At 43.1% G+C, this 22,164-nt stretch carries 19 protein-coding genes; 11 read left to right on the top strand and 8 right to left on the bottom strand.

The window, feature by feature from the left end; translation table 11 throughout:
* Window positions 1-33: 33 nt before the first annotated feature.
* Both ABJH64_RS02145 and ABJH64_RS02150 read right to left on the bottom strand, forming a co-directional pair.
* On the bottom strand, window positions 34-1,479 hold the full coding sequence (locus ABJH64_RS02145) for a sulfatase (protein WP_348275131.1): 1,446 nt from the start codon (window positions 1,477-1,479) through the stop codon (window positions 34-36).
* Window positions 1,480-1,727: 248 nt separating this feature from the next.
* Window positions 1,728-3,296 (bottom strand): sulfatase, encoded by a 1,569-nt coding sequence (locus ABJH64_RS02150; RefSeq protein WP_348299416.1) that lies wholly within the window; start codon window positions 3,294-3,296, stop codon window positions 1,728-1,730.
* Between the two features lie 342 nt (window positions 3,297-3,638).
* Between ABJH64_RS02150 and ABJH64_RS02155 the strand changes: the two genes are divergently transcribed.
* Window positions 3,639-4,949: an APC family permease gene (locus ABJH64_RS02155; RefSeq protein ID WP_348274204.1), complete on the top strand. Its 1,311-nt coding sequence runs from the start codon at window positions 3,639-3,641 to the stop codon at window positions 4,947-4,949.
* Between the two features lie 260 nt (window positions 4,950-5,209).
* Here ABJH64_RS02155 and ABJH64_RS02160 read toward each other — a convergent pair whose 3' ends face one another.
* From ABJH64_RS02160 to rsmA, 6 genes are all read right to left on the bottom strand, one after another.
* Entirely contained in the window at window positions 5,210-5,602 is a 393-nt protein-coding gene (locus ABJH64_RS02160; RefSeq protein WP_348274203.1) for an HIT family protein, read from the bottom strand.
* Window positions 5,603-5,643: 41 nt separating this feature from the next.
* Complete coding sequence (gene greA, locus ABJH64_RS02165) at window positions 5,644-6,117, bottom strand: transcription elongation factor GreA (RefSeq protein ID WP_348274202.1); 474 nt, start codon at window positions 6,115-6,117, stop codon at window positions 5,644-5,646.
* A 182-nt stretch (window positions 6,118-6,299) separates the two neighbouring features.
* Window positions 6,300-6,683, bottom strand: a complete 384-nt coding sequence (locus ABJH64_RS02170; RefSeq protein WP_348274201.1) for a hypothetical protein — start codon at window positions 6,681-6,683, stop codon at window positions 6,300-6,302.
* A gap of 418 nt (window positions 6,684-7,101) precedes the next feature.
* Complete coding sequence (locus tag ABJH64_RS02175) at window positions 7,102-8,028, bottom strand: 2-hydroxyacid dehydrogenase (protein ID WP_348299415.1); 927 nt, start codon at window positions 8,026-8,028, stop codon at window positions 7,102-7,104.
* A gap of 12 nt (window positions 8,029-8,040) precedes the next feature.
* Window positions 8,041-9,408: a magnesium transporter gene (mgtE, locus tag ABJH64_RS02180; RefSeq protein ID WP_348299414.1), complete on the bottom strand. Its 1,368-nt coding sequence runs from the start codon at window positions 9,406-9,408 to the stop codon at window positions 8,041-8,043.
* Window positions 9,395-10,180, bottom strand: a complete 786-nt coding sequence (rsmA, locus tag ABJH64_RS02185) for a 16S rRNA (adenine(1518)-N(6)/adenine(1519)-N(6))-dimethyltransferase RsmA (protein ID WP_348275096.1) — start codon at window positions 10,178-10,180, stop codon at window positions 9,395-9,397. Before rsmA ends, mgtE begins: the two co-directional genes overlap by 14 nt.
* A 120-nt stretch (window positions 10,181-10,300) precedes the next feature.
* Between rsmA and pdxA the strand changes: the two genes are divergently transcribed.
* The 10 genes from pdxA (at window position 10,301) to ABJH64_RS02235 (ending at window position 22,153) form a co-directional block, all read left to right on the top strand.
* A complete protein-coding gene (gene pdxA, locus ABJH64_RS02190; RefSeq protein WP_348275095.1) occupies window positions 10,301-11,323 on the top strand; it encodes a 4-hydroxythreonine-4-phosphate dehydrogenase PdxA in 1,023 nt (340 codons plus the stop codon).
* Between the two features lie 108 nt (window positions 11,324-11,431).
* Complete coding sequence (locus tag ABJH64_RS02195; protein WP_348275094.1) at window positions 11,432-12,001, top strand: DUF177 domain-containing protein; 570 nt, start codon at window positions 11,432-11,434, stop codon at window positions 11,999-12,001.
* A gap of 18 nt (window positions 12,002-12,019) precedes the next feature.
* Window positions 12,020-12,211: a 50S ribosomal protein L32 gene (gene rpmF, locus ABJH64_RS02200; protein WP_057938136.1), complete on the top strand. Its 192-nt coding sequence runs from the start codon at window positions 12,020-12,022 to the stop codon at window positions 12,209-12,211.
* Window positions 12,212-12,441: 230 nt separating this feature from the next.
* Window positions 12,442-13,440: a beta-ketoacyl-ACP synthase III gene (locus ABJH64_RS02205; RefSeq protein ID WP_348275093.1), complete on the top strand. Its 999-nt coding sequence runs from the start codon at window positions 12,442-12,444 to the stop codon at window positions 13,438-13,440.
* Window positions 13,441-13,470: 30 nt separating this feature from the next.
* On the top strand, window positions 13,471-14,034 hold the full coding sequence (gene efp, locus ABJH64_RS02210) for an elongation factor P (protein ID WP_348275092.1): 564 nt from the start codon (window positions 13,471-13,473) through the stop codon (window positions 14,032-14,034).
* A gap of 94 nt (window positions 14,035-14,128) precedes the next feature.
* Window positions 14,129-14,611 carry an acetyl-CoA carboxylase biotin carboxyl carrier protein gene (gene accB / locus ABJH64_RS02215; protein ID WP_348275091.1) on the top strand — a complete coding sequence of 161 codons (483 nt, stop codon included), beginning with the start codon at window positions 14,129-14,131 and terminating at the stop codon, window positions 14,609-14,611.
* A gap of 25 nt (window positions 14,612-14,636) precedes the next feature.
* Window positions 14,637-15,986 carry an acetyl-CoA carboxylase biotin carboxylase subunit gene (gene accC / locus ABJH64_RS02220; protein ID WP_348275090.1) on the top strand — a complete coding sequence of 450 codons (1,350 nt, stop codon included), beginning with the start codon at window positions 14,637-14,639 and terminating at the stop codon, window positions 15,984-15,986.
* A gap of 255 nt (window positions 15,987-16,241) precedes the next feature.
* A complete protein-coding gene (locus ABJH64_RS02225; protein ID WP_348275089.1) occupies window positions 16,242-18,554 on the top strand; it encodes a PSD1 and planctomycete cytochrome C domain-containing protein in 2,313 nt (770 codons plus the stop codon).
* 1 nt (window position 18,555) lies between these two features.
* Window positions 18,556-20,010 carry a DUF1501 domain-containing protein gene (locus tag ABJH64_RS02230; RefSeq protein WP_348275088.1) on the top strand — a complete coding sequence of 485 codons (1,455 nt, stop codon included), beginning with the start codon at window positions 18,556-18,558 and terminating at the stop codon, window positions 20,008-20,010.
* 10 nt (window positions 20,011-20,020) lie between these two features.
* On the top strand, window positions 20,021-22,153 hold the full coding sequence (locus ABJH64_RS02235; RefSeq protein WP_348275087.1) for a c-type cytochrome domain-containing protein: 2,133 nt from the start codon (window positions 20,021-20,023) through the stop codon (window positions 22,151-22,153).
* Window positions 22,154-22,164: the final 11 nt, after the last annotated feature.

A 22,164-nucleotide genomic window follows, 5' to 3' on the forward strand; every position in this document is an offset into this window, starting at 1 on the left:
GTAATGTAGCAAACAGCAGTTTTGAGACAGCCTCTATTTAATCGCTTTAGCGATTGCTTCGGCTTCGAATGCTGGATCGTAATCAGGATTTTTTGTTGAAGGCATAGGTGCCCCCTCATCTTCTCTCCATTTTTGTAGTTTCCGTAGTAGTTCAGCTGTTATTTCAGAGTTAGACAAAGCTAGATTTTTCGCTTCAGAAGGATCATCTCTTAGGTTATAGAGTTCCAATCCCCCATCTTCAAAATACTGATGTAGCTTCCATTCACCTGATCGAATCACAGAACCAGGTCGTGTCCGGAATAATGGATCTCTAGATCCATCTTCTTTGGGATCGTAAGCCTCCAGATAAATAGGGAAATGCCAAAACAGATCTCTCTTGGCCAATTTTTCCCCAAAAAATAAAGGCAAAATGCTTTCTCCATCCAGTTCAATAGAAGTATCAGAGGCAATCAATTCCCTGAACGTCGGGAACAAATCCATTTGGGTGACTGGAGTATGGTCAATTCCACTCTGAATCTGACCCTGCCACTTTACCAACATGGGAACTCGAATTCCTCCTTCGTAGTAGCTCCCCTTACCTGCCCGCAATGGATCTTGATAGCTGATAGCTCGAATACCACCGTTGTCAGAAGTGAAGATTATCATCGTTTTATCTTCTAGGCCAAGGCTTGCAAGCGTCTCCAAAAGCCGCCCGACATTCTCATCCATACTGAGGATCATTGCTGCATAGACTGGATTGCTTTGTCCTCTACTCCCAGGTTTATTTTTATACTTTTCCACCAATTCTGGCTTACCCATCAGCGGCGTATGAACAGTATAGAATGGGAGATACAGGAAAAAGGGCTCATTTTGGTTTTCCTTTACAAACTGAATAGCCTCATCAGTCAAGCGATCTGTGAGGTATTCATCATCTTTTTTTGCTTCCAAATTGATCAGGTAAGGACTGAAATATCCATCCTTACCAGGACTCCCTCTGTGGTTACCGCCGATATTTACTTCAAAGCCAAAATCCTGTGGATCGTCGGAAATATGCCATTTCCCAAACACACCCGTTCTGTAGCCTTGTGCCTGAAAAAAATCCCCGAGGGTATAGCTATCCGTTGGAATCTTCTTAGCATTTGGTGAAGGTATCAGCTGTCTTGTTTTAGGATTTCCACGATCTGCCGGATCTACGGTATAAATTCCGTGTGTCATTGGATATCGACCAGTGAGCATTGTAGCCCTACTTGGCGCGCAATTGGACGCTGCAGCATACGCATGCATGAAGATTTTGCTCTCTTCACTGAGCCGGTCCAAGTTCGGCGTCTCGTAATATTCCGAACCCATAAACCCCAGATCCGCCCAGCCCAGGTCATCCACATTGATCAGGACTACATTTGGTTTTGCAGCTGTTGCAGTTTCTCGCTGCGCAAAAGAGCCCGAAGTTCCACAAGCAAGCAAAACACTTAGACCAACACTCTTTATCACTGTCTTTACCATCAGAATTTAAGTTAATGAATATGATTATCCGCTTCTCAACCAGTAAGGTGGAATAAGCAATGTAGCAAATGGTAAACTTAAGAATTGAGGCCGCTTCGGTCATCGGTCTTCCAACCAGAAAGCAAGGAATATAAGGTGACTAGCAGTATTGCGGATAATCATATTAATGAAAAAGTCACCCAATGAAATGAACGATCTACTTCCTATTTACTACTTAAATTAACCTCTCACATCGTACCTATCACCTGCTAGTCCTTAGTCACCTTAGATCCCCACCAGTCAGTATTCGGCTGCCAACCTGGCGTCAGTACTCTTATTCGCTCTGCCTCCAGGTTTGGCAATCTTTCATTTTTGTTTTTATCCAAAACTACCTGATGCAAAACTGGATCGTACTCAGGATCAGTGATTGGTCTGTTGGCGTTGGTTTCAGCTAGCCAGTTGGACAATTTCTCAGAAAGCAGTTTCACCATAGGCTGATTCGCAGAAGCCAGATTTTGCTGCTCACCGGGATCCGTTGCCAAGTCATAGAGTTCTACGCTATCATCCTCCCAATAATAGATCAGCTTCCAATCTCCTTCTCTAATTATAGAGCTTGGATCGCCTCCCTGATTGCCATAGTGAGGATAGTGCCAATAAAGCGTTCGCTCACCTAATGGCTGTCCGTCCATCGCAGGAGCCAGACTTACCCCTTCCATCAATTGGGCGGCAGGCGGCTCTACTCCCGCCAAATCTAACAAGGTGGGATAAAAGTCAATCCCGCTAGCAGGAACAGCTAGGGAAATCATCTCTTTTTGCCCGGGAACTTTGATAAAGTATGGAACGCGCAAGCCACCCTCCCACTGATAGCCCTTACCTCCTCGAAGTGGTAGATTGGAGGTGGAAAAATTATCACCTGAGGCCACGCCGCCATGATCTGAAGTAAATACAATGATAGTATTGTCATCCAGTCCTTTCTTCTTCAATGCCTCCACCACAACTCCAACTGCTTCATCCATAGCCTCCACGAGGCCAGCGTAGATGGGATTGTCCTGAACTTGTCGGATAGGCATTCGTCGCTCCATCGTGTAGGCATGATCAGCCAGTCCATCAGCTGTGGCTTTTACCCTGTATTTTTCCCATTTCTCCTCTGTGGTTTGGATAGGTCCATGTACCGCGTAAAAAGACAGCATGGCAAAAAATGGTTTCTGATGCTCACTTTCGATAAACTTCGCAGTCTCGCTCGCCAGCCGCATACTTAGATTTTCTCCATTTGGACCTTGCTCCATCTTGGGGTTTTGATAAGGGGCAAAATATCCTCCATTGGGACTACCAGAAGAATGTCCACCGATGTTTGTATCAAAGCCATGATCTTCTGGATAGGATCCCTCGCCTCCCAGATGCCATTTTCCCGCAAAAAATGTCTCATAACCGGAGTTTCTAAGTGCTTCTGGAAGTGTCACATACGATGAAGCCAAGGCATGATCGTAGGTCGGTGGAAGCAGCTTCGTGTGACGCTCGTACTTTCGCCAAGCTTCCCCTTCCGGCGCTCCTATCCAATCTGTGATGTGATGAATAGCTGGCGTCACTCCCGTCATGATGCTCGCTCGCGCTGGACTGCATACCGGTGAAGCTGAATATCCTTGTGAAAACTGATACGACACAGCTGCCAGTGCATCTATATGTGGCGTCTCATAAAATGTACTTCCTGTGACACTCAAGTCATGATATCCCAGGTCATCAACTAAAATGAAAAGGATATTGGGTCTTTCAGAACTTTGGGCCAAAACCTGAAAAAAAGAAAGCAATAGCCCAGAGACAAGAGTAAATTTCTTAAGCATAAGAAGGTTTGGGTTGGAAAGAAAAACTAAGATGGTCAAGATCGGTAAGAATCAAAAAAGGTATAGCGATGTATGGTCAAATAAATATTCATTTCAAACCAGCTGATTAGTAAGCGGTATATAGGACACAAACCACAGCGGATCTTTTTACCACGGAGATCACCAGGGTCAAGCAGAGACCGCAAGAATGTGAAAGGAATGTAGGGGCGAAATATTTTTCGTCCTATCCAATAAGCGGCCTAACCACTAATCAAACCTAGCGACAGTAATACACCATAGAAACCCTCCAAATTCAATTTTTGAAGTATCTTAACACAACTTTTATTTAAAAATCACCCATTCGTGCAAGAAAAATCTACCGAAGAAATTCAAGAAAAACTACCAAGAAACCTAGGCCTATGGGGAGTTTGGATGCTCGTAGTCAATGGATTGATCGGCGCAGGAATATTCGGACTGCCGTCAGGAGCTGCCAGACTTGCGGGAGAATACAGCGTGTTAATCTATGTCTTCTGTGCGCTTCTTATGCTTCCAGTCATTTTGAGTTTCGCGGAAATCGGCAGTTATTTTCGAGGAACTGGAGGTCCGATTCGCTATGGAAAATTAGCCTTTGGCTCATTTGTAGGCTTCCAAGGGGGATGGCTTTATTATTTGGCCCGCCTGATTTCCTTTGCTGCCAACACCGTATTACTTACTGATAGCATAGCTTACTTCTTCCCAATTATGGGAGATGGCCTTGGTCGTTTAATTTCTCTGGCTTTGACCTGTGGACTTTTGAGTCTCATCAATATCCTTGGCTCCTCAGAATCCATACGCTCCATGACCGTCTTTACCGTCATTAAATTCTCGGTGCTAATTGGTTTGATCTTCGGAGGATTTCTATTGATCGGGCCAGATGTAATTCCTCGCTTCGATAGTCCCCTTCCCGCAGGATCGGACTTAGGAGCAGCTACCTTGCTTTTGATCTATGCGTTTGTGGGTTTCGAAGGCGCGATAGTGCCAGCTGGTGAAGCCAAACATCCAAAACGAGATATGCCGCTGGGTTTGATTCTCGGATTAATAGTCGTCACGGTCATCTATATGTTGATCCAGTTGGTATCGCAGGCAGCTGTACCCTCATTGGCAGAAAGTAGCAGCCCCTTACTTGACGCATCTTCAGCATTATTTGGAAATACCGGAGCAATCATTCTGATGGTAGGCGTAGCCACTTCTGTTCTGGCAAACCTGATTAGTTCCATGTTTTCAGCCTCGAGGATTACTTATGCTTTGGCCTTAGAAAAATCTCTTCCCTCTTGGTTTGGAGAAGTTAGCAACAAATTCCTGACACCAGCCAATTCTGTATTCTTCTTTGGAATAGCCGCTTTTATTTTGGCAGCGATGGGATCCTTCACCTTCCTTGCAGCGATGACCGTCTTATCCCGCCTCTTTCTATTTATTATGACCTGTGCAGCCATACCTGTTCTCAGACCTAGATTTCGGAATCAGGGATTTTTTATTCTAAAAGGCGGCTACCTCATTCCAATATTAGGAATAGTTGCTTGCCTCTGGCTGATGCTTCAGGTAAGTTGGACGTCTGTCTGGCTGACTGCCGTGTTGATCGGCGTTGGAACGGGTTTGTATGGGTTGGGGAGATCTCAGCGTGGGAAAAAGAATTAATTACAAAATGAAGAATTACGATATCAAGTAGAACTACATAACCAAACAGAAGCTTTCTCACAACTTACTGTTTGATGGTTTGAGCACTAGAAACGGGAGCTAACAATCGAAATACCGCTGATTTTGCTGCTGTTGCCCCTCGAATCTATTCTGATGGATAATTTCAGACTTCTTTTGAAACAGCCGTTTGTTAGCCTTTTCAGTCGTAGTTAGTGTACAAAGGAACACTCAATACTTTTCGCTGAGACTGAAGACTAACCTTAAAACCCTCCCTTAATCTTCTCCGCTATTTCCGACAACTCTTCCTTGGAAAGTTTCAATTTCGGCCGATTGAAATTAATGTCATCCATCGTACGAAGAGGCACGAGATGAATATGCACGTGAGGAACTTCCAGCCCGATTACCGCAACACCAATCCTAGTACATGTGATGGTTTTGTCCATAGCCTTGGCTACTTGCTGCGCAAAAAGATGTAGGCCTGAAAGAACTTCCGGTTCCAAATCAAAAATATAATCAACTTCCCGCTTGGGTACGACGAGTACATGACCTTTGACCAAAGGCATGATATCTAAAAACGCGATGTAGTTTTCATCCTCAGCTACGATGTGACCTGGGATTTCTCGATTGATGATTTTAGTGAAAATGGTAGCCATATTTTTTAAAAGAAAAATCCCGACCTACGCCGGGATATATTTTAGAATGAAATGTCTAAGATCTCAAATTGTAGTGTTCCTGCTGGAGCTTTTACTTCTGCAATATCCCCTACTTTTTTTCCCACTAAGCCTTTTCCAAAAGGAGAAGCAAGCGAAATCTTGCCAGCTTTCAAGTCAGCTTCCTGTTCTGAAACTAACGTATAGCTTACCGTCATTCCGTTTTTAACATTTTTGATTTTCACCGTAGTCAAAATACCGACTTTGGAAGTATCTAGCTGAGAGCTATCCAGCACTCTAGCATTACCTACTACCGCTTCGAGTTTTGCAATTTTAAGTTCCAAGTGACCTTGAGCATCTTTGGCTGCATCGTATTCGGCATTCTCACTCAAATCCCCCTTATCTCGCGCTTCAGCGATCTGATTGGATATATCTGTTCTACCTTTCGTTTTCAGCATTTGAAGTTCATCCTTCAATCGCTTCAATCCTTCTTCAGTATAATATTGTATTTCTCCCATAATCTACTTGTTAAATAGCTACAAAAACAAAGTAACGGTCGCAAGACGGGACCGTTACCTTGTTAATACCTTGTATTTGTTCGTCAAAGATAGTAAACTTTGAAACAATCCAAAGTTGGATAATCTAACAATTTCATGAATGGTGAGGGAGTTTTGTTTGAGATAAACTCTCTCTGTTGGATTTACGCATCAGATTTTCTTTTTCCATTCTCATTATATACTATAGTGATGGACTGCTCGCCTTTCACCATAAAAGTAACTTCATAATAGGTAATGGCATTTTCTTCAAACTTCCGCTTGTTAGTGATATTATCTACAGACAGAGCGTCATCGTTCTCAATTACCTCTAGTACCTCTGCAGGAAGCTCCACTGATTCAGTTTGACCCAGCGCGCCATCTAGCAATGTTCCATCCCGTCTTACAATAATTGTATCTGATTCGTGCATGGCTCCGCTAATTTCATTTTGAGCTTCTATACTTTCCTCGTTGATATTGTCCGATTTTTCACCACATGATACAGTAAAAAGTGCTACAGTAGCAAGGCTAAGAATTAGGTTGATTTTCATGATTGTTATGGTTTAAACTATTTTCCAGATAGAGAATATTTTCTCTGATTACCTAATCCAAATACCTGCCCAAACCCAAATCCTCCTCCTAGTAAGCCTCCAATATATAGCTATTCGTGAATTTACCCATTTCAAAAAAATCTATAAAAGGAAGCGGTTACAGTGCTGTAAAGCCCGTAAACTTCGCTTTATTCCAGATTTATAGAGCTAGGGACTAAAATCTGAACCACAAGGAATTGTGAAAAACATCCAAGAAAACAGTCTTTCAAGTCCACACTAAGAAACACTCCTACTTCGCTCATCATGACCAATCTATTTCCCAGATTGTGTATATACTTTATCAAAAAGCAAAAAATCTAACTCATAATTGAGGTTGTGTTTTGCAGCTCTCCCATGAAACTTCTTGGGCTAAAAAAGCCTAAAATGCCTTTTTGATCTTCTTTACTAACACTTCATTTATTTTGATGTATGACTCAAATGTCCATCCAGCCACATGAGGACTGAATAACACACTTTGGCGTGAGGCCAATTTCTCAAATTCAGCTTTCTGCTCATCAGTAAACTTTTGAAACTTTTCATTTTCCAAAACATCCAATAAGACACCTCTCAGAAGTCCTTGATCAATAGCTTCGTTCAGCGTTTTAAAACTGATTACCTCACCGCGAGCGGTATTGATCAGCCAAATAGGTTTGGCAAAACTTTGAAGCTCTTTTAAAGTGAAAAAACCGCGGGTCTCGGAAGTCAACGGCACATGAATACTCAAGATATCAACTTCCTTTTTCAGTTTCTCCCAGGATACTTCCTGCACCATATCGTCTCCATAACCCTTCTTGAATTTGTCAAAAGCGATTATTTTAACCTTAAATCCCTGAAGTCTTCGGGCGAAAGATTTACCCATATTCCCGTAGCCCATGATCCCGACTGTCTTACCCATCAGTTCATGTCCACGATTTCCCTCCCGATCCCAGATTCCTTTCCGTACTTCTTGGTCAGCATTACCCAAGTGATTAAATAACGCTAAGAGCATACCTACCGCATGTTCTGCAACTGCATCCCGATTACCTTTTGCTGCATGGAACAGCTTAATTCCTCGCTCAGCCATGTAATCCAGGTCTATTTTATCCAAACCAGCTCCAGCCCTGCCTATGAACTTTAGGTTCACTGCATGCTCCAGAAGCTCACGATCCATGGGAGTTTTTGATCTGATGATCAAGCCCTCGAAAGTAGAGATACAAGCTATAATTTCATCGCGTTTGATCTCTGGAGAGTATATCACTTCATGCCCTTCTTTCTCTAATAAGGGCATGATGCTCTCATGCATTTCGTCTATGATTAGAATCTTCATTTGTCTCAAAAATCAAATAGATAATAAGGACATCGCCACTAAAAAGTAAACAGCGAGGCCAATCAAGTCATTTGCCGTGGTGATAAATGGCCCAGAAGCCAATGCTGGATTTACTCCAAATTTATCCAATACTATCGGCGTGATCGTCCCCATAAATGAAGCCAGCAACACCACAGAAAATAATGCAATAGATACGACCAAAGCAAATTTCACCTCATTGTGATAGATCAGCACCACCACGCCAAACACGAAAGTGGCTAGAATCAACCCATTCAACATGGCTACCAACAATACTTTTAGAAATCGCTTGGCCAAGGAATCATCAAATATCGATTTGTTGGCTAGAGACTGCACGACTAATGAGGAGGATTGAATTCCCACATTACCTCCCGTCGCTGTGATCAGCGGAATGAAAAATGCCAGAGCGGTTACTTTGCTCAGACCTTCTTCAAAAAAACCTATGAACCCTGCTCCTAGCAGACCTCCACAAATCCCGATCAATAGCCAAGGAAGTCGAGCCTTGGTGAGCTTAATGACACTATCGTATTCATCGACCGTGTCAGAAATACCCGTCATTGCCTGCATATCTTCTTCGGCTTCTTCACGGATTACGTCCAAGATATCATCGACAGTGATTCTCCCTACCAGTTTTTTCTTTGCGTTGATGACAGGCACAGATTCCAAATCATACTTTCGCATCACCTCAGCCACATCCTCCTGATCCATGTGAGTAGGCACAGAGATCACTTCTTCTTCATAAATATCCTCGATTTTCGTATCTTCTGAAGCTAGTACTATGCGCTTCAGGGAAACAATTCCCATCAGTTGCTGACGATTGTTCACCACGAAAATTGAATAAATCTTACTCACATTCTCAGCCTGCCTTCGAATCTCATTAATCGTCTGCACCACATTCCAGTTTTTATTCGCTCGAATGTATTCCTTTGCCATGATACCCCCTGCCGTATCTTGATCATAGCGAAGAAGTTCTAGGACTTGGTCAGATTTTAGTTTGTCCTGAAAATGGCTGATGATATCCTCCCGCTCTCTTTCTAAGAAGAGATTGAGAATATCTGCGCCGTCATCCGAATCCATCAATTCGATCAGGTTAGCCATTTCCTGAACTTCCAGTTCCTTCAGGACTCGGTGCTGCGTGGTAGCTTCCAGTTCTATGATAATATCGGCTGCCAGCTGAGGATCTACTACCCTAAGAACATAAATGGCCTCCTCCATGGATAGCTCATCCAGCAGTGCCGCGATATCAGCTACATTTACCCCATCAAGAGTTTCCTGGATGAAGCTCAGATCTTCCGCTTCAATCGCCTGCTGTAGGCTTTCTAGGTACTCTTTCGAAAGTTCAAACTGCTTAATGATTTCCACGGGAAGCTTCTATTGTTTGGGTTAAAAATATAAAATCTGCTACATCCAGCTGCTCAGCACGCAAATCCAGAATTGGGTGGGAATTAAATTCAGCGGGAAGTTGAAAAGGCTTCATGCAATTCCTCAGTGTTTTCCGACGGTTGCCAAAACCGGCTTTCACCACCTGTTTAAATAGCTTTTCGTTGCAATCCAGTTTTTGAGTCTCGTTTCTAGTCAATCTGATCACCCCAGAGTTGACTTTTGGAGGCGGGTCAAAAACATGAGGAGGCACAGTAAACAAATACTCAATATCATAATATGCCTGTAGCAATACAGACAAAATCCCATAATCCTTATTTCCTTTAGGCGAGGCGATTCGCTCCGCTACCTCTTTTTGAAGCATGCAGACTACCTCGGTCACCTGGTCCTTCACTTCTAACACTTTGAAGAAAATCTGAGAGGAAATATTGTAAGGAAAGTTACCAGCGATGGCAAACTTCTGATCAAATGATTCCTGTAGATCCATTTTCAAAAAGTCTCCCTCGATGATTTTATCACCTAGTTCAGGATACTTTTTGTGTAAGTAAATAATTGATTCCTTGTCTATATCGATAAGGTATAAATCTAAATCTCCTTTGATTAGAAAATCAGTGAGCACTCCCATCCCAGGCCCTATCTCTAAGACTTTGGATACATTCTGATGCCCTTTGACCGCCTGTGCTATTTGCTCTGCAATAGTTAAATCGGTCAAAAAATGTTGTCCCAAGTGTTTCTTGGCTTTGACCTTTTCCATCGGTTAGCTCTGATAAATTTTTATAAATTGCGAAACCAAAATTAAGACAATAATTCTAAAGGACTAGCTTAGCTGATGGAGCAATACCAATCCAGAAGGCAAATCCAACTTACATTCTCTATGAATCAACGCAAGATCAAACCCATTATCGGCATAAGCATTGGCGATATCAACGGCATAGGCGCAGAAGTCACTATCAAGGCCTTGCTCGACAATAGAACCTATAAGACTTTTACCCCGCTGATCTATGCACATGGTAAAGCACTGACTTTCTATAGAAAGCAATTGGGAATGGAAGATTTTAATTTTGCCCAAATCCGAACCATTGAAGAGATTCAGCACAAACGCATCAATGTAATCAACGTAAGTGAAGAATGCCCTGAAGTGATCCCCGGTGCAGAAACCCAGGAGGCTGGCAAATTCGCATTGGAAACTTTGAAAATGGCCGTGAATGACCTCAAAGAAGGGAAAATCCAAGCGCTCGTCACTGCGCCGTTAAATAAAAACAATGTAAATACAGACGAACTTCATTTTGTAGGTCATACCGAATATATCACTAATGAAGTGGGGGCCAAAGAAAGCTTGATGCTGATGGTGTCGGAGCAGTTTCGCGTAGGCTTAGTGACAGGTCATGTGCCTTTGGCAAAAGTGGCTGAAAATATTACGAAGGAAAAAATCATTCAAAAAGCCAAAATACTTCTGAAAAGCCTTGAGAAGGACTTTGGTATCAACAAACCGAAAATCGCAATCCTCGGTCTTAACCCTCACGCTGGCGAAGATGGATTGCTCGGTGAAGAAGAAGAGAAAATCATCAAGCCTGCAATTCATGCGCTGAAGGATCAAAATAAATTGGTATTTGGCCCTTACCCAGCTGATGGTTTCTTTGGCATGGCGCATCAAAACAAATTTGACGGGGTATTGGCCATGTATCATGACCAAGGCTTGGTACCGTTCAAATCTATGGCGTTCAGCACCGGTGTGAACTTCACGGCTGGACTGCCTGTGGTGAGAACGTCCCCCGATCATGGTACCGCTTACAACATAGCGGGGAAAAACCTTGCAGATGAAGGGTCTATGAGAGCTGCCATTTTCTTGGCGTCAGACATAATTGAACTACACAACCCGCAGGAATCGGAAGATTGAGAAGGAAATCGAAAGATATTTAGAAGAAACCAAAGATTATTTCATTTTCTCTTTCATCCTTTTATAATAATTCACTATTTTTGCGGTCTTAAATCAAGAGGAGGTATCGTGAAATTCTGGAGAACATTTGATATTGAGGTCATTAAGTTCCTCGAAGGCGTCCACGAAATTGAATTCGAAATTGGAGATTCATTTTTCCAACACTTCGAAGACAATGAATTAGTAGAAAAAGGCAATTTGATCGCAAGGATCAATATGAAAGTCGGAGCTAACGTAATTGAAATGGATTTCCATATCGCAGGAAAAGTCACCTTGACATGCGATAGAAGTTTGGAGCAGTTCGAGCAGCCGCTGGATTTTCATGAAAAAATGATTTACAAATACGGCTCTGAAGAAAAAGAAATCGACGAAAACGTTTACATGATTACCAGGGACACCCCGAAAGTCAATGTAGCTCAGTTGATTTACGAGTTTATTTTATTGGCATTGCCATTGAAAAAAATTCACCCTGACTACAGGAACGAAATGGATGATGAAGAGTATGAAGGTGAGGGAATTTACGCTTATATAGATGGGCAGGATTCTATTGACGCAGAAGATGAATCAGAATCCACAGAAGATAATAAACCAGTTGATCCTAGGTGGGATCTTTTAAAAAAGTTAAAAAACAAGGAATAATCATAAACCACGCATAAAATGGCACATCCTAAACGAAAAATTTCGAAAACCAGAAGAGATAAAAGAAGAACTCATTACAAATTGGAGGCTCCAGGGCTAGCAAAATGTCCTACAACTGGCGAAATGCACCTACCTCACAGAGCGTTCTGGTTGGACGGTAAATTGTACTACAAAGGACAAGTTATCATCGAAAAAGAAATATTGGCTTAATCAGTCAACTGAACTTATTAAAATCCATTTGCTTTCAGCAGATGGATTTTTTGTTTTCAGGGCTAACCCGAACAGCTTGTCTATCAAGTGGATTACATTCCACTGATGGATTTCTTTTGGTAGAGAAAGACAATTGTAATATTTTTACCTTCCTTACAGGATAGAACACATCCCCAACATAACAGTTTGAGAAGATTTCCTTTTGATCGCCTCAGCTAAAACCCAGCATAATGGACAAACTTAGAGCCATGATCACCGGAGTACAAGGTTACGTTCCGGAATATAGGTTGACTAATAAAGAACTTGAAAAACTCGTAGAAACCAATGACGAGTGGATTACTTCAAGAACAGGAATCAAAGAAAGAAGAATACTAAAAGGAGAAGACCAAGGCACATCTGTAATGGGGGCTGAGGCAGTTAGAGGTCTTTTAGAAAAAACTGGCACTGATCCACTCGATGTAGATTTGATCATCTGCGCTACGGTAACTCCCGACATGCCCTTTCCAGCCACTGCAAACATCATAGCAGATTTAGTTGGCGCCAAAAACAGTTACAGTTTTGATCTGGGCGCTGCATGCTCAGGATTCTTATTTGCCCTGCAGATGGGAAGTCAATTCATCCAAACAGGCACACACAAAAAAGTCATTATAGTAGGAGCAGATAAAATGTCCTCGATCGTGGATTATACTGATCGAACTACCTGTATTCTTTTCGGAGATGGAGCTGGCGCAGTGATGTTAGAACCTACCACGGAGGATATGGGCATCAAGGACGCTATCTTGAAATCTGACGGATCAGGGTCTCCCTTTTTGCATATGAAAGCCGGTGGAAGTCGAAGACCTGCCACCCAGCAAACCTTGGATGCAAAGGAACACTTTGCCTACCAAGAAGGCTCCACAGTTTTCAAATTTGCCGTAACCAATATGGCTGACGTAAGTGCGGAGATCATGCAAAAAAATGGCTTGACAGGTGAGGATATCGCGTGGCTAGTTCCTCATCAGGCTAACCTTCGAATTATCAACGCTACTGCAAATCGAATGGGCATTGGTGCTGAAAAGGTGATGATGAACATCGAAAAGTATGGCAATACCACTGCTGCCACTATTCCTCTTTGCCTTTGGGACTACGAAAGCCAATTGAAAAAAGGCGACAACCTAGTGCTTGCGGCATTTGGTGGTGGTTTCACGTGGGGATCTATCCTGATCAAGTGGGCTTACGACCCAAAATAAAATTTAAAATAATAATACGATAATACTGTTATGGCAAGTACTGCAGATTTTAAAAACGGACTTTGTCTGGTAATGAACAATGACATCTACACCATCGTGGAGTTTCAGCATGTCAAACCAGGAAAAGGACCAGCGTTTGTGCGAACAAAAATGAAAGGTATCACCTCAGGGAAAACCTTGGACAAAACCTTCAGTGCTGGAGAGAAAGTAGAGACCGCACGAGTTGAGAAAAGACCACATCAGTTCTTGTACCGGGACGACTTAGGTTTTCATTTCATGGACACTACTACCTTCGAACAAATCACTTTACAAGAAAATCTTCTTGAAAGAGCTAATTTGATGAAGGATGGTCAGCTTTGTGATATTTTGATTCACGACGAAACAGAAACTCCACTGGCTGTAGAACTCCCTGCATTTGTAGAGTTAATGATTACCTACACTGAGCCTGGTATCAAAGGTGATACTGCTACTAACGCTTTAAAAGCAGCTACTGTAGAGACAGGAGCTACTGTGATGGTGCCGCTTTTCGTGGAGCAAGACATTATGATCAAGGTAGATACCAGAGATGGTTCCTACTCTGAAAGAGTAAAATAACTTAGTTAAGCTGCGTGATTTCTCTAAATTACACAGCTTTATTCTTTTATAACCCATTTAAAAACTGCCTTTTTGGCCCCTAAATAATAGCCCTATGAAAGCAAAAGAGATTCAAGAGTTAATCGATTATATCTCCAATTCTGGTTTGGCGGAAGTTAAAATCAAAACTGACGAGTTTGAACTTTCTATTAAAAAATATGCAGAATCGGCTGCTCCAAGAATGGTAGAAATGGCTCCTGCACCGGCACCAGCACCTACAGTTGCCGCAGCTCCAGCCCCAGTAGCAGCCCCATCCCCAGCCGCTCCAGTAGCAGCAGAACCTGCCTCGTCTAATCTAGTGGAGATTAAGTCCCCAATGATCGGTACATTTTACTTGACTTCCAGCCCAGATGCAGATCCGTTTGTGGCGGTAGGAGATTCGATCAAAACAGGTCAAACTGTTTGTATCATTGAGGCGATGAAGCTTTTCAATGAAATCGAATCAGAAATTTCTGGCAAAATCGTGAAAATATTGGTAACCAATTCCACCCCAGTGGAATACGATCAGCCTCTATTCCTGGTAGATCCAGCAGGATAATTTTTTCACTAAAAAATAAATCGCTGTGTTTAAAAAAATACTAATTGCAAATAGAGGAGAAATTGCCCTCAGGATCATCCGTACTTGTAAAGAGATGGGAATTCAGACTGTGGCTGTGTACTCTACTGCGGATAAGGATAGCTTGCATGTCAGGTTTGCTGACGAGGCTGTCTGCATAGGTCCAGCACCTAGCCGTGAATCATACCTCAATATTCCCAGAATCATCGCAGCTGCAGAGATCACCAATGCTGACGCGATTCACCCAGGTTACGGATTTCTCTCCGAAAATGCAGAGTTCTCTAAAATTTGTGAGGAATACGGAATCAAATTCATCGGAGCCAGTGCTGAGATGATCAACCAAATGGGTGACAAGGCTACCGCCAAAGCAACCATGAAAGCTGCAGGTGTACCGACCATTCCAGGTTCGGAAGGCATACTGGAGACCATGGAAGAAGGCATCAGGCTGGCCAAAGAAATGGGTTATCCTGTCATCCTGAAAGCTACTGCAGGTGGTGGTGGTCGAGGTATGCGGATTGTAAAGGAAGAAGCTGGCTTCAAAAAAGCATGGGATGACGCAAGAATGGAATCTGGTGCTGCCTTCGGAAACGATGGGTTGTACCTAGAAAAATTCGTAGAAGAACCGCGTCACATCGAAATCCAAATCATCGGAGATAAGACAGGTAAAGCTTGTCACCTCTCTGAACGGGACTGCTCTATTCAGAGAAGACACCAGAAACTGGTCGAAGAAACCCCTTCCCCTTTCATCACAGACGAACTACGCGAGGAAATGGGCAAAGCCGCCATCAAAGGCGCTGAAGCTATCGGCTATGAAGGTGCAGGAACGGTAGAATTCCTAGTAGATAAGCACCGTAACTTCTTCTTCATGGAGATGAACACGCGAATTCAGGTGGAGCACCCGATCACTGAGGAAGTTACTGATTTCGACTTGATCAAAGAACAAATCAAAGTAGCAGCTGGGGATACCATTTCTGGCAGAAACTATTATCCTAAGCTATATGCAATGGAATGTAGAATCAATGCGGAAGATCCTGCTAATGGCTTCAGACCTAGCCCGGGAAAAATTCAAAATCTCCATATCCCAGGCGGTCGTGGTGTAAGAATAGATTCTCATGTGTACGCTGGGTATGTCATTCCACCAAATTATGACTCTATGATTGCCAAGTTGATTGTCAGCGGCCAATCAAGAGAAGAAGTCATTGTGCGGATGAAAAGAGCATTGGAAGAGTTTGTGATTGATGGCATCAAAACCACCATTCCTTTCCACATAGCCTTGCTGGAAAATGAACAGTTCAAAGCTGGAAATTTCACTACTAAGTTCTTGGATGACTTTGACTTCTCTGTGATCAAAAAATAAGCTGAGAGATCTCACCTTTAAAAAAAGCTGTCCTTAGGGATAGCTTTTTTTATTTCTGGCTTTCGCAAAGCTTACTCAGACAAGAAGCAAATTCAACTTATCAGCGAGCTAAAGACACACCTTTATTACTTGATTTTTTAGCATAAGTACTTGTCCTTCTATCAAATAAAAAGAATGAAAATTCAACATGAAGGATGGCATTTCCCTAGAATATTGCTAGGTTGAAGATGATTTTACAATCGATTTAACCCAACAATGACACCTACCCAAATTTTACGATACGTTGCTTTCTGCTGTTTTGGCTTCGTCTTAGTCAGTTGCAATTCCAATGAGAGCAATGAAGTCATGCTTTCTGACAGTGAGCAGATCAGCTACAACTTTCATATCCGTCCCATTCTCTCTGACAAGTGCTTCGCCTGCCACGGTCCAGACGCCAATAAAAGAGAATCAGATCTGCGCTTGGATACAGAAGCTGGCGCTTATGCTGCTCTCAAAGATGACCCTTCTCAGTTTGTAATCAAGCCAGGAAATCTTGAGGAGTCCACCGTTTACCACCGCATTATCTCTGAAGATCCTGGAGAGCTAATGCCTCCGCCAGAGTCTAACCTGGCCTTATCTGACAGAGAAGTACAACTGATCAAGCGGTGGATCGAGCAGGGAGCTAAGTATGAACCGCATTGGGCTTTTGTAAAAGCGGAGAAACCATTGCTTCCAGAAGAATCAGACTGGACAATCAATGAAATAGATCGCTTCACACTCAAGAAGATGAAAGAAGTTGGCCTGAAGCCCAACCCCACCGCCAAGTCCCACGAGTTAATCAAAAGAGCCAGTTTAGATCTAACAGGATTACCACCCAGCCCAGAATTATTGGATAGGTTTGGAGATTTTTCAGGTGAATTTACCTATGAGGATCTTCTCGATGGCTTACTCAATGATCCAGGTTTTGGAGAAAAGCTCGCCATACTTTGGATGGATATTTCCAGGTATTCAGATAGTTACGGTTATCAGGACGATAATATTCGAACGCAGTGGCCATACCGAGATTGGGTCATTCATGCTTTCAACGAAAACATGCCGTACGATCAATTTGTCACTTGGCAGCTAGCTGGGGATCTTTTGCCGGAGGCAAATAAAGAGCAGATTTTGGCGACTGCTTTCAATAGAAACCATAAATACACCGAAGAAGGCGGCGTCATCGACGAGGAATACCGAATCGAATACGTACTTGACAAGACCAACACCGTAAGCAAAGGCCTACTGGGAATCACTATGGAATGCGCCCAATGCCACGACCATAAGTATGATCCTTTTTCTCAAAAGGAGTATTTCGAGATGTTTGCTTTCTTCAACAATACCCCAGAAAAAGGCTATCAAGGCGATGTATCTCAATCCAAACCTGCCAAAACTCCTATCCTCTTTGTAGATCAGGAAGACCTCTCGGGGATTATGAGTTTTATCAACTATGCAGACACCGCTAAGTTGAGCATCTCAGTGATGGGCGAGCTGGAGGAGCAGCGTCCAACCTATATCCTAGATCGAGGCGTTTACGATGCGCCCACCACCAAAGTGGAACCATCCACGCCGAGTTCTATCATGGCGTTTCCTGCAGAGCTGGAAAAAAACCGTTTAGGACTGGCAAAGTGGATCACCGCGCGAGAGAATCCGCTGACTGCACGCGTTTTTGTGAATTTAATGTGGCAAGAGATTTTCGGCCAGGGGATAGTCAAATCTGCTGGCGATTTTGGAATGCAGGGAGATTTACCCACGCATCCTGAGTTGTTGGACTGGCTAGCAGTGGATTTCATGGAAAATGGTTGGGACATCAAACGACTGCTAAAGCAAATGCTAACCTCTGCTACGTATAAGCAATCAGCAGTAATGACTGAAAAACACTTAAATACTGATCCTGAGAATTTATATCTAGCTAGAGCGCCGAGGCTAAGACTTCCTGCGGAAAATATCCAAGATTTGGTATTGGCCAGCAGCGGACTATTGGTCAGAAAACTGGGCGGACCAAGTGTAAAGCCCTACATGCCAGAAGGGATCTGGGAAGCGGCTACTTCGGGAAGAGGCGTTTTGGCTACATACATTCAGGACAAAGGCGACAAACTTTACCGCAGGGGTTTGTATAATTTCATCAAACTAACTGTACCTCCGCCAAAGGCAATCATCTTTGACTCTAGCAATAGAGACCGCTGTGAATTGGGAAGAAATCGAACAAACACACCCCTTCAAGCGCTGGTGATGATGAATGACCCGATGATCCTGGAAGCTTCCAGAGTACTCGCCAGCAAAATGCTAGATGAAAACCCAGATGGTGAAGAAGCGATAGCTACCTCATTCAAGCGAATAGTATGTAGAGAGATGAGTAGCGAGGAAAAATCCATACTCCTCTCCTATTACGATGATCAACTGAAGCGATTCAAAGAAAATCCAGACTTGATTTTACCGACGTTAAGTGTAGGAGAGTTCCCTCTGGAAGAAAAGAATATCAACCCACAAACCGCCGCGCTCATGCAAGTAATCGTGAGCATGTACAATCTGGAAGAAACCATTACCAAAAGCTAACATGGAAAAGGAACTATTAGAAGAAGGGCTGAATCATAACAGAAGAAAATTTCTATCCAGACTAAGTCTGGGGGTGGGAAGTTTAGCATTAGGATCTCTGTTGGTTCCTGATCTTTTTTCAGGGAAAAAAGAAGCAGAAGAAGCCATGATGAGTGCGCTACCACACTTTGCACCTAAGGCCAAGCGGGTTATTTATCTCTTTCAAAATGGTGCTCCAAGTCAGTTAGAATCCTTTGACTACAAGCCAGTGTTGAATCAGAGAATGGGTGAGGAACTTCCAGAATCTATCCGTGGTACGCAGCGACTCACAGGTATGACGGCAGGTCAATCTTCCTTCCCGCTGGTGGGTTCACATTACAAGTTTAATCAATATGGAGAATCAAGAGCCTGGATATCAGAGGTGTTCCCTCATACGGCAGGAATTGTCGATGATATTTGTATCGTAAAGTCCATGCATACCGATGCCATCAATCATGATCCTGCGCTAACCTTTTTCCAAACGGGAGCTCAGGTAGGCAATCGCCCGAGCATGGGTTCTTGGTTGAGCTATGGGCTAGGCTCTGAAAACAGCAACCTCCCTGCTTTTTCTGTTCTTTTGAGTAGAGGTAGAGGAAATGGTCAGGGTGTTTATTCCAAACTGTGGAGTAACGGATTTTTGGATGCTACCCATCAAGGAGTTCAATTCTCAAATTCTGAAGATCCAGTTCTCTACCTCAAAGATCCAGAGTCTATGAGTCGATCTGAAAGACGAAAGATGATCGATAAAATAGCCGAGATGAATAATTTGAACATGCAGCAATTCAATGACCCTGAGATCTCTGCGAAGGTAAAGCAGTACGAGATGGCTTACAGAATGCAGACCGCTGTGCCGGAAATGACTGATATTTCCAAAGAACCAGAAAGCATCATCAAGCTATACGGACCAGATTGCCTAGTCCCAGGGACCTATGCAGCAAATTGTCTTTTGGCTAGAAAATTATCGGAAAGTGGTGTTCGCTTCGTGCAACTCTACCATCAGGGTTGGGATCAGCATGGCAATCTGCCAAATGAAATGCGCCTTCAAGCCGAAGATGTGGATCAGGCTTCCGCGGCTTTGATCACAGATTTGAAGCAAAGAGGGTTACTAGACGAGACTTTGGTGATTTGGGGAGGAGAGTTTGGAAGAACTAATTATTGCCAAGGCAAAATACTAGTGGATAACTACGGGCGCGATCATCATCCCAGAGCCTTTTCTATCTGGATGGCAGGTGGTGGCGTGAAGTCAGGAATGGTCTATGGCGAAACCGATGAATTTGGATACAACATCACCGAAAACCCAGTGCACGTCCATGACTTCCAGGCCACGGTACTTCACCTCATGGGAATAGATCACGAGCGAATGACCTACAAGCACCTCGGCAGAAGATATAGACTGACTGATGTCTCTGGTAAAGTAGTAAAAGACTTAATTGCTTAGGATCATATATATGCTCAAAATTTCTTCGATTAGATCTATTCTAGAAAGCACTCTTTTTGTCTGGATAGGTCTCACTATTATCTTCACGCTTGCTGGAAATTCGTTGATTTTGCCCGATTGGCTTCAAGTCTTTGGGCGAAGCCACCCTATTTTATTGCACTTTCCTATCGTGCTACTCTTGATGGGACTGCTTTTCTTCTGGATTCCTGGCATTGATAGCAAGCCTGAAGTAAGGGAGATTGGGGAAATCAGTTTTTTAGCCGGCTGTAATTTTGCGGGAATCACGGTGATCGCGGGACTTATTTTGGCACAAGAAGAATATACTGGCGAGCTACTCAACTGGCACAAATGGGCTGGAGTGATCGTCTTTTCTGGCTGTGTTCTGCTATATTTTTATCGTTCGATTCAAGCCAAAGCTATGCGGATATCGAGTCTGCTTTTGGCTGGTGGGATCATCGCCACGGGACACTGGGGAGCTGGCTTGACGCATGGAGAAGACTTTCTTTTGGCACCTATGAAATCAGACGAGGTTGAATTAATTCCGCTAGCAGAAGCGGAAATCTTCGCTGATGTAGTTCAGCCGATTTTGCAAGCAAAATGTGTCAGCTGCCACAAGGAAGGAAAAATCAAAGGCGAGCTGAGAATGGATCATATCGAAGGTTTGCAAAAGGGCGGAAAATCTGGGCCTTTTGTCCTGGCTGGGGATTTCGAAAAATCACTCCTCATCCAGCGAATCAATCTTCCTGAGGATGACAAAAAACACATGCCTCCGAAAAACAAAGCTCAATTAACTGACGAGGAGCTATTGATTTTGAGTGAATGGGTAACTTCAGGAGCGAGTTTTGAGCAGAAATTGGTCACACTTCCAGCTAAAAGTGAATTATATCAACTGGCTTCGGTGAAATTTGAAGGGAAGAAAATCTACTCCTTCGATGCCGCAGATGCAGAAGACATCGAAGCGCTAAACACCTCTTTCCGCTCTGTTCAACCGCTTTTCCCTGAGTCGCCTGCATTAGACGTTTCTTATTTCGGCATTTCTACTTTTCCACCAAAGTCTCTTTCAGATTTAAAAAGTGTAAAAGATCAGGTGGTACGATTCAGCTTGAATAAAATGCCGCTAGCAGGAGTGGACCTCAAGTTTTTAAAAGATTTCGAGCATTTGGAGGAGCTTCATGTAAACTTCACTGACCTGGATGCTGAGCAATTAAAAGAAATTTCTGAACTAAAAACCCTTGAAATTTTAGCTCTTTCTGGAAATACAATTGAAGCAGCTTCCCTTCAGCATATCTCCAAGATGTCCAATCTAAAGAAGCTGTATTTGTGGCAAACTGGGTTGAGCCTTGACCAGCAAAAAAGTATTCAGACGGCGCTTCCTGAAACTGAAATAGATTTTGGATTTGATGGAAAAGGGATTCTTTACAAACTGAATAACCCTATTATTTCCCAAGAAAAAATGATTTATCAGGATAGTTTAGAGCTGAGCATCTCACATCCTATAAAAACAGCGCAAATTCGCTATACACTGGATGGCACGGAGCCAGATAGTATTTCGAGTGCAATTTATACCCAACCTATTTTCGTCAGCAGCACAGGAAAACTGCTTGCAAAAGCATACGCAGCAGAATGGAAAGGTTCGGGGTCGTCCGAGGCGATATTTATGCGATCCGGTATTGCACCAATTGATTTTAAGCTAATCAATGAGCCAAATTCAAAATACAAGGCTTCAGGGGCCGCTACACTTTTTGATCTCGTGAAGGCAGAAGCTCCCAATCACGGACAAAAATGGCTGGGTTATCAGGATGACCCAATGATCGTAGAAGTTGAATTTGACCACAAAGCCAATCAACCGAAAGAGCTCTCCATAAGCCTATTATATAATGAGGGTGCTCATATTTTCCCACCCTCCAAAATCACGATCGATGGCTTAGTGAATGGAAAATGGCAACAGCTAGCAAGTACAATTCCTTCTGCCTCTACTAGTGCTTTGTCGGCCAGGTCTGAGCTGTTGAACTTTGAGCTGGCGAGCACCAACTACGAGAAGTTAAAAATCACCCTTACTCCGCTTCCAAAGCTACCAAATTGGCATCCAAACGCAGGAAGTAAGGGTTGGGTATTTGTAGATGAGATGATATTCAATGAGTAAGAAGCTTACTT

The sequence above is a fragment of the Algoriphagus sp. genome, from assembly GCF_039969895.1.
Lineage (GTDB): Bacteria > Bacteroidota > Bacteroidia > Cytophagales > Cyclobacteriaceae > Algoriphagus.

Excerpts from the sequence above, each read along its gene's own strand:
- ABJH64_RS02235 (WP_348275087.1), top strand. The coding sequence starts at position 20,021 with ATGCTCAAAATTTCTTCGATTAGATCTATTCTAGAAAGCACTCTTTTT.
- ABJH64_RS02225 (WP_348275089.1), top strand. The coding sequence starts at position 16,242 with ATGACACCTACCCAAATTTTACGATACGTTGCTTTCTGCTGTTTTGGC.
- ABJH64_RS02160 (WP_348274203.1), bottom strand. The coding sequence starts at position 5,602 with ATGGCTACCATTTTCACTAAAATCATCAATCGAGAAATCCCAGGTCAC.
- accB (WP_348275091.1), top strand. The coding sequence starts at position 14,129 with ATGAAAGCAAAAGAGATTCAAGAGTTAATCGATTATATCTCCAATTCT.
- ABJH64_RS02205 (WP_348275093.1), top strand. The coding sequence starts at position 12,442 with ATGGACAAACTTAGAGCCATGATCACCGGAGTACAAGGTTACGTTCCG.
- efp (WP_348275092.1), top strand. The coding sequence starts at position 13,471 with ATGGCAAGTACTGCAGATTTTAAAAACGGACTTTGTCTGGTAATGAAC.
- greA (WP_348274202.1), bottom strand. The coding sequence starts at position 6,117 with ATGGGAGAAATACAATATTATACTGAAGAAGGATTGAAGCGATTGAAG.
- rsmA (WP_348275096.1), bottom strand. The coding sequence starts at position 10,180 with ATGGAAAAGGTCAAAGCCAAGAAACACTTGGGACAACATTTTTTGACC.
- rpmF (WP_057938136.1), top strand. The coding sequence starts at position 12,020 with ATGGCACATCCTAAACGAAAAATTTCGAAAACCAGAAGAGATAAAAGA.
- ABJH64_RS02230 (WP_348275088.1), top strand. The coding sequence starts at position 18,556 with ATGGAAAAGGAACTATTAGAAGAAGGGCTGAATCATAACAGAAGAAAA.
- pdxA (WP_348275095.1), top strand. The coding sequence starts at position 10,301 with ATGAATCAACGCAAGATCAAACCCATTATCGGCATAAGCATTGGCGAT.
- ABJH64_RS02175 (WP_348299415.1), bottom strand. The coding sequence starts at position 8,028 with ATGAAGATTCTAATCATAGACGAAATGCATGAGAGCATCATGCCCTTA.
- ABJH64_RS02150 (WP_348299416.1), bottom strand. The coding sequence starts at position 3,296 with ATGCTTAAGAAATTTACTCTTGTCTCTGGGCTATTGCTTTCTTTTTTT.
- ABJH64_RS02170 (WP_348274201.1), bottom strand. The coding sequence starts at position 6,683 with ATGAAAATCAACCTAATTCTTAGCCTTGCTACTGTAGCACTTTTTACT.
- ABJH64_RS02145 (WP_348275131.1), bottom strand. The coding sequence starts at position 1,479 with ATGGTAAAGACAGTGATAAAGAGTGTTGGTCTAAGTGTTTTGCTTGCT.